Origin of the sequence: Lacisediminihabitans sp. (assembly GCF_036404185.1) — a bacterium.
Classification (GTDB): Bacteria; Actinomycetota; Actinomycetes; order Actinomycetales; family Microbacteriaceae; genus Lacisediminihabitans.
Window position 1 is genome coordinate 24,884 of the sequence record NZ_DASWPB010000193.1, and the last position, 7,886, is coordinate 32,769.

Sequence of the window (7,886 nt, forward strand, 5' to 3'; positions counted from 1 at the left end):
AACAGCTTGAGCGACAATGAAACGACTGCTGACTGTCCCAAGAACGTCAATGTGGGTACCCGCCGGCCTCAGTTCGTTCCGTGCGAGGCCATTGCCCTACGGACTGGAAATATTCGGTCGCATCCGCCTGCTCGCGAAACTCAAGCAGATTCCCCACCTTCTCCATCAGGACATCACGAACCTCAGCTGGAGTTGCGAAGAAAAACTCTTTGCGAGAGTTGGCCTGATTTAGCGCGCGCGCAGCGAAGTGCTTGTGCAGTTCGTTCTCCAGGGTCACCGCGTCCTCAGAGAAATAGAGCGTGTGAATATCGAATCGGAATGGAACTGCCGCTCCGCTTAGTTCACTGACGCGCTCTGTTGGTTCGAGCCTGCGGGTCAGTCCAATCTTTACGACATCCGGCCCGAACGCCCCGCGGTTCGAGATGACATATACGTAGCCGGCCCGGATATTCGCGGTTCGATAGTCGTTGGTCGCGATTGCTTCATCGATCTCGGCGAGCCGCTTCTCAAGATCCGCATCCGAGGTGCCGGCCCTCTCAAGTGCGCTGATCGCATTGGCAATATGACCACGCTCCTTATCGAGTCGCTCGCGCTCTTCGGCGAGCTCTCGAGCGACGCGCTGTTCCTCTCTTAGGGCTGCTCGTTGCTCACGCTGGTCTTCGCGCTCCTCCTGCTTCTTCATAAGCCAGTCGGCAGTGAGCCCAATCTCTTCTACCCGCAGCGCGTTGAACTCGTCGCTGATCCTCATTTCCATGAGGCCACCAAGCTTCGCTATAGCATCGCGCGTCACGTCGAGTCGTTTTTTCGCCGTGACGACGTTGCCCAGTTTCAGAGAACGGATGCTGTTGTCGGCCTCGGAGTTGTATGCGCGGAGCATGAGCTTGCCGAGGTCGTCGGCCATCTTTCGACCCTTCGCCAGAGAATTGTCGAAGGTGAAAAGGTTAGATTTCACGATTGCTCGGCCAGCCTTGACCACCTCCGCGATCTTCGCCTGGATCGCATCCAGTTGCTCGCGATACAGGGCCGCGTTTTCTAGCGGATGGTGATAGCGATAGATTCCGACGTCCTGCAGCACCCGATCGTCATTCAGGTCTACGTATTCATCACTCGAGTTGCTCAGGGCGGACAGGCGGCTTCTCAGTGCAGTGTTCTCAGCCTCTAAGAACGCGATCGTCGCGGACTCGCTCGGCCCAGGCCTCCCCACATCGTCGCTCGGCACGACCGGCACTGGCTCCTCGGCAGCCGCCACTGGCAGACCGTCAGGTAACCAAAGCTGCCAGCCTTCTGGCGCCGCTGGCCAATTGGGGTCTGGCGTCCAACCCGCCGGCGGCCGCCAGCTTGCAGGAGGCTTCGGCCAACCCGGCGGAGGGTTGAAGAGCATTCCATCGGTCATCAATAGCGCCGAACGCCTGCGCCGCTTGCAGGAGTGAGGTCAAACGGACTCCTCGAGACGGATGCACCCAAATGCTCAAGAGTGGCTGAGGGCACGACTGCCGAAAGGTCGATCTCGACAAACCGATCACGCGATGCGCTTACTGCAACGAGAGGCACGTATTCCTGCTTGCCGGTTGCCGGATTGATCGCGTCAGTTCCTACCTCGAGCGATATCGCCTGGATCAAATTCCGTCGGTCGGCTTCAAAGACCTCATGAATAGTGCGAAGCGCAACTTGGTGAACTACGTTCGCGTATCTGCCCTTGGCGTCCTTCTGGGGAAGCGGCACTGTCGTTATTTCATCGGATGCGCGCGTGTACTTGTAAGCCTTGATCGTCGGAATCCTGTCGGGCCCAGGCACGACGACCTTCAACGAAAGCTCCGCGGTAGTGGGCTCGAAGTTCGGCTCGTGTTCCACCTCGAAGTGTTCGGGATAGACGGAGTTGGCGAGAACGATCCCGACGTATTCTCGGACCGCTTCGACGGTCCCGTACCCCAGGTTGGCAATGAACGCATCGAGCGAGGCGTTGTGTTCGGAGGCCTCCTTCTCCCTTTCGGCGCACTCACTCGCATAGCGAGCTTCTTCGGCGGCTAGTGCCGCTGCTCGAGCTGCTTCTGCCGCCTCGTGATCCGCGATCAAACCTACGCGCTTGGCAGGAAGAGCCTCGACCGCTTGGTGCCACGACTGCCACTTCTCGACAAATTCGGCTTCGGCTTTCGCCTGAGCTTCTTCCAACTTTTTCTTCTTGCCGAACAGTCCTTTGGGAGCCTCGACGGGCTGACGCGTCGGCTCGGCGGGATCCGGAATCGGGATTGGAGGGGCGATCGGAACCTTCAAGTCGACCCGGTCGAACGGGGGGTGATCAACGACCTGCCGAAGGGTCTCCAGATCTACAAAGTCGTCTACATCCAAAGTCGCCTTCAGCAGATTGTCGAGATCCTCGTAAAGGCTCGCAAGATCCGCATTGTTCTCATCGACCTCTGCTTGCATCGCGGCTACGTGAGCTGCCGCAGCCTCCCGCTCAAGACGCTTTCGATCTGCCTCAGACGCACGCTGGGACGCAGCCTGGGCGCGAATTGCAGCATTACGAGCCTGCTCGGCCCGACGATTAGCAGCTTCGACAGCGCGCTGGTGCTGAGCAGATTGCCGAGCCGCAACCTGGGACTGGTGCTGAAGTTCGGCAAAAAAACCACGGCGTCGCGCCAATGGGACCTCCTAGTTAGATACGCACAGCTTAGAAGTACTTCGGCGTTGAAAGAGTTTCGCTTTCTGCTCTTTACGTCACCTCGAACTCATCACTGCCGTTCTTTTTCTTCCTACAACTTTTCGCCTGTCCCGCCGCCGCCGCTTCACTTTCCAACCTCCCTCACGATGCCTGCAGAGTGCGGGAGGTTGGAAAGCTGGCGCAGCCAGGCGGCGCCGGCGGCAGGACAGGCGAAACCCGGCCAAAACCCTTCGCTAAACCATTCGCGATGGGTGAAGTAGTTAGCGGGTTCGCGCATCTTAATTGGCTGAAGAACCCGAGCTCGGACGCCCGTCAATTCTTCTAGCGGCGCCTATTGGCGCGCGCCGCGAAGTCATCAAGCGCCGTCAAGACGTCGCGAGCCTCGTACGCGCGGTTTCGAGCACCGTTACCAACCTGCGTCAGGATGCCATCCGCGACTAGTCGGTCGATTCCGTTCTGTGCGTTCCTCGGATCGACATCCAGCTCGCCCGCGGCCAGGTTCGCGTCAATCACCGGCTGACGTTGGAGCACGTCTAGGAGGCGACGGCCTGCGCTCCCGACTCGTGCACTCGTCAACAGCTCCCACTGCGTGCGGACGCTCGTTAGGTCCCCGACCAGCTGCCGCCCGTTGACGATTGCATCGGCCGACGCGCGCGCGAAGGCTTGAATGATGGGCGCCACGTTTCCTGCTCGATACTCCGTGAGCGCGTGGAAGTATCCGCGAGTGTCTCGAAGGAGCCCGGCTGAAACGGGAACGGTGACGTTCTGTGTTACTCCCAGTCGGCGAAGCATGGCCTGGATAAGGGCGCGACCCGTCCTTCCATTGCCGTCCGGAAACGGATGGACGGTCTCGAACTGTGCGTGCGCGATCGCGATTTGTGGCAGTGCCGGAAGATCGGTGCGGCGCGCGAACTCGACCAGGTCATTCATAAGGTCGGCGACTCGGTCCTGGTGAGGAGGTACGAAAACTGCACCATGCGGGCTGTTCCCGAATCCACCCCCGATCCAGACTTGTTCTGTTCGCCATCTCCCGGTGTGCTCCGGTTGGTCGTCACGCAGAATCTCCGACTGCATAGCGATGATCGATGGCACGTCAAGATCCTCAGCCATTTCGATCGCGGCCTCCATCGCTCGGACATTGCCCACAATCAATTTGGAATTCTGGCCAGAGCCACGCCCCAGCTCGGCGAGGGCAATGTTCTTTGCCGACGCGGTGAGCTGCTCGATCTCAGAGCTCGCTGCGCTCTCGCTGCGGAGCAGTATCGCGGAGAAAGGCGCAGCGATGGACCCTACCTCGCCGTCGAATCGACCAAGCTCAACTACCGCCTCTTCAGCCGCAATAGCGGTGTCGAGGTCGAGCGTCGGAAGGGCACGCTTCGCAATGAACGGAGGAATTGAAGCCTCGTATGGTCCTCGAGCCCTCAGGGCCGCTCGACGAGACTGCCCCTGATCGTCCGTGCTCCGCCATTCGCGCTGTTCCGATTTGGTCTGAGGCCACGGTTTCGACGGATTTGATCGTCTAATAGTCGTCGCCATGAAAAACATAATACCGATGGTTGTGTCTCTAACCATCGGTACAGCAGAATCTTATTTTCACTTATTCGGTGTGAGATTGTCGCACCCAAGTCGTAGCCTCAACCAGAGCTCAAGTAGATCGGGGCAACGATGGTTCAATCACCGCACACGAAACAATGGCAGGCAAGCGTTACCGCGTCAGGTACCGGAAGCCGGATCACTCGCAGACGGACAGGCGAGGCTTCCGCACAAAGCGGGAGGCCGAGTTGTTCCTCGCGGCTACAGAGGTACGCAAGGCGACCGGCGAGTTCATCGATGCCACCGCCTCCCGAATCTCGATGGACGAATTAGGCAGTCCCTGGCTTCGTGCTCAAAGCCACTTGAAGCCCAGCTCCTATACAGTCATCGAGGTCGCCTGGCGCATTCATGTTCGACCAAGGTGGGGCCATCGCATGCTTGGTGAGATCCGGCACAGCGAGGTGCAGGCATGGGTGAGTGACCTGTCGGCGACGAAGAGCCCGACGGTTGTCATTCGTGCGTTCGGAGTACTCGCCGGCATCATCGATGTCGCGGTAAAGGATCGTCGCCTTCCATCGAACCCGGCCCGCGGCGTTAACCTGCCACGGAAGCGCGGAAAGAAAGAGAGGCACTACCTGAGCCACACCCAGGTGCAACTCCTGGCTGACCAGTCACGGGCAAATGGCACGCTCGTGCTCCTACTCGCGCACTCCGGACTGCGGTGGGGTGAGGCCGTCGGGCTACGAGTCAGCAACGTCGACTTTTCTAGACGCCGAATTCTTGTTCGCGCGAACGCGGTCAAAGTTCGCGGGACCGTCGTGCCCGGAATCCCTGAGTCTCACGAGTTACGGAGCGTGCCGTTACCGGAATTCCTGTCCGGGCCGCTTACATCTCAATGCGACCAAAAGGCGCGCGACCACCTCGTCTTTGGCACAGGGACCGAATACTTGCCCACCCCGACCCAAGGCGATGGCTCGTTCGCTGGCGCGCGCAAACGGTCGGTCGAGCTAGACCAAGAGTTTCCCTCGAAACTAACTCTTCACGACCTCCGGCACACTGCAGCCTCTCCGGCAATCTCGGCCGGCGCGAATGTTAAAGCGGTTCAACGAATGTTGGGACAGGCATCGGCAGCAATGACGTTGGATACCTACGCAGATCTTTTTGATGACGATTTAGATGCAGTCGCAATGTCACTGAACGCAGCCAAAGCCAACTCAATGCTGCCGTTCTCGACGCAGAGGCATGTGTAATAGTTCCGCTGACAAACCCAGGAAGCTGACTCGAACGTTAACTTCAGCCTCTCCGGCTCCTCCTGCTTTCAGGAGTCGGAGGTCAGTGTCTATAAGCGGACAGTCGACATCGATCTCTGGGACACCGGCGAGCACGGCGGTGAAGTTCCACGACTCTCCGCGCTTCAGCAGCAGCGGAGTAATTCTCACTATGGCGTCTGGAGCGTCGGCACCAAGAGCCGGGGAGAAAAGCGCAGCCCCGCCCTCAACTCCCGTGAGTCCATAAAAGGTCTGATTGAAAGCGATCGAAATCGGTCGCCCGCCGTCAAAAAAGGCGGACGCGATATCTCTAGGACCAACGTTCACCAAGGATATTTCGACGAGATGAGGGTTCTCGACGACAAAGTCTCGAAAAGACAGTTGGAGCAGTCCGGGCCTCACTCCCTCCGGAATGAGAGGAATCGAACGAAAAGTGAGGTCTAACTTTCCGCGACGATTACCCCACCGACGCGTAGCAAAGACAGCGACCACGATTCCGGCGATCGCCACGAACAAGGCAACAATAGCCACTGTTATTTCGCCTGACATTCAGGGTCGAACCTTGACCTTGGATGAGATAGGTGCTGAACGCTTCTCGAATGCCTGCTCTATGTATCCCTCTGGAGCCGCAACGAAGTCGTCCCACCTCACCAAGACGCAATAACGGTCGTCTTCGGCATGGAAACACTTGCCGTTCGGAATGTAGTAGTTATACGAAAATTCGCTAATGACGGAGTCGTCGTTGATGGACACGAGGTTGTGCTGCTCGCCACATGTCGGACAGTCGAACTTTCCGCCAAAGACCCTCTGGTACATCGAGGGCAGCACGATCCCCAAAATCCCATTCTTCGAATGGTCTGCTGACGTGTAGAGCGAGGCTTGAAGCTCTCTTTTGATGAACCGCTGCTCGTAGTCGCCCAAGTTCTGAGAACTTCTCTCGCCAATGAGAAATATCGTCACCGTCGAGTCGTAAAGATAGTCACTTCTGATCCGACGCATGATGTAGTCCTCATCAGTCGAATTAATCGGGTCGCTCAAGGACTTGTCGACGTAGTCAAATCCCTCAATTTCCTTTATCGCGTCCTTGTACGCCATGTCCTCCGTTTTGAATGACACGTAGGTCTTTCGTCCCATGACTTGCCTCTCGTTAGGGCAGCGGTTCTTCACCGCGGGAGGCCAGCCACATAGTGTGTTCTCGGCTGATGGCCTCCTCAGCGTCCGCTACTGCTTGGTCCCACTTATCTTCCTCAACTGTTTTTAGAACGGTCGCCTGAATGGCCAGTTCAACCGCCGCAACTCGATACGCAGACGTGAGCTGCGAATATTGCTTGAGGGCCATCCACGCGGCTCCGGCAGCTACGACGGCACCAGCGATACCGGCGAAATCAATGGGCTCAGCGCGTCCGAGCGCCAAGGCCGCTGCAACTATTGCGATCAGCTCAACCGCTAGAAGGGCAAATCGAAACGAAGTCGCGCGTACCGAGTTCGCTTTCGCATTTGATGAATACCAAAGCCGCTGACCCTCAGTTCGCTGAGCAAGATAGGTCGAGCGGCGCTGATCGAAGGAGGTACTACGAAGTCGGCGCATAGATTCCGTCACAACGGCGTCTCCAACGCTCAGGTCAATCTTGTCGCTTCCCTTTCTTACGATTTCCCTTATGCGTTCCAACAAAAGCGCCTCCGCGTCTTTGTCTGAAACCGAGGAGCCATACGGTTCACCTCGAACGGAGAATCTCCAGGCCAAAGTTTTGGCCGACTCAGCGATCGCGCGCCCGGAATACCACGCCCGCTCGGGCTGTAGGCGGATTAGCGCAAACTCAGCGAACGCCGCAACTACAAAACCCGCCAGCAATACCCACGCAAGTACACGGAGGGTGCCGGAAGCGGCGCCAATCGCCCCCGCAGTAGCCGCCACAAAAATGGACACGAAACGCGTTGCGCTCAGCGCGAGATAACGGCGTTGGCCTCGCCCCGACGCGAGGTCCGCGGAAGTGTATATCGCGGGCAACTCTAAGTCTTCAGCATGAAGATCGGATCCGGGCATATCGCTGACACTAGTGCTCAGCTACGACATCAGGTCCAAGCTATTCAGAGACCAAACGTGGGCAAACTGTGGGCAGATGACCAAAATCCGACTCCTATGACGGCGGTAAACATGCCCTGACCAGCATTTTCCATGAGTGAGCCCTGGTGCCCCTGGAGGGACTCGAACCCCCAACCGTTTCCTTAGGACGGAACTGCTCTTCCATTGAGCTACAGAGGCTGGCTCATCGAGTTTAGCGGAGCGGTGCCGCGGTGCGAGCAACGATGCGCAGCAGAGCGGTCACGCCGCCGGCGCCAGGTACTCCTGCCACTGCGTCTCCGCGCGCTCGACGCCGCTCACGAGCCACGCCGTGCCGTGCGGGGCGTGCGGGCGGATGCGCAGG

7 protein-coding genes and 1 tRNA gene are annotated in these 7,886 nt (G+C 58.4%); 1 reads left to right on the top strand and 7 read right to left on the bottom strand.

Annotated elements, in window-relative coordinates; genetic code table 11:
* Positions 1–46: 46 nt before the first annotated feature.
* The 3 genes from VGC18_RS13760 to VGC18_RS13770 all read right to left on the bottom strand — a co-directional run bounded on the left by VGC18_RS13760 (position 47) and on the right by VGC18_RS13770 (position 4,195).
* Entirely contained in the window at positions 47–1,393 is a 1,347-nt protein-coding gene (locus VGC18_RS13760; protein ID WP_414672892.1) for a DUF4041 domain-containing protein, read from the bottom strand.
* The gene (locus tag VGC18_RS13765) at positions 1,393–2,640 is read right to left on the bottom strand and encodes a hypothetical protein (protein ID WP_331098357.1); all 1,248 of its coding nucleotides are present in this window, start codon (positions 2,638–2,640) and stop codon (positions 1,393–1,395) included. The genes VGC18_RS13760 and VGC18_RS13765 overlap by 1 nt, the downstream gene beginning before the upstream one ends.
* Before the next feature lie 340 nt (positions 2,641–2,980).
* The gene (locus tag VGC18_RS13770; RefSeq protein WP_331098359.1) at positions 2,981–4,195 is read right to left on the bottom strand and encodes a Fic family protein; all 1,215 of its coding nucleotides are present in this window, start codon (positions 4,193–4,195) and stop codon (positions 2,981–2,983) included.
* Between the two features lie 431 nt (positions 4,196–4,626).
* On the opposite strand from VGC18_RS13770, the gene VGC18_RS13775 reads away from it, so the two are divergent.
* Positions 4,627–5,442 (top strand): site-specific integrase, encoded by an 816-nt coding sequence (locus VGC18_RS13775; RefSeq protein WP_331098361.1) that lies wholly within the window; start codon positions 4,627–4,629, stop codon positions 5,440–5,442.
* Here VGC18_RS13775 and VGC18_RS13780 read toward each other — a convergent pair.
* The 4 genes from VGC18_RS13780 to VGC18_RS13795 form a co-directional block, all read right to left on the bottom strand.
* Positions 5,407–6,009: a hypothetical protein gene (locus tag VGC18_RS13780; protein ID WP_331098363.1), complete on the bottom strand. Its 603-nt coding sequence runs from the start codon at positions 6,007–6,009 to the stop codon at positions 5,407–5,409. The two genes, VGC18_RS13775 and VGC18_RS13780, sit on opposite strands and share 36 nt — an antisense overlap.
* A complete protein-coding gene (locus VGC18_RS13785; protein WP_331098365.1) occupies positions 6,010–6,594 on the bottom strand; it encodes a TIR domain-containing protein in 585 nt (194 codons plus the stop codon).
* Positions 6,595–6,607: 13 nt separating this feature from the next.
* On the bottom strand, positions 6,608–7,504 hold the full coding sequence (locus VGC18_RS13790) for a DUF4231 domain-containing protein (RefSeq protein WP_331098367.1): 897 nt from the start codon (positions 7,502–7,504) through the stop codon (positions 6,608–6,610).
* Between the two features lie 144 nt (positions 7,505–7,648).
* Positions 7,649–7,723, bottom strand: a tRNA-Arg gene (locus VGC18_RS13795).
* Positions 7,724–7,886: the final 163 nt, after the last annotated feature.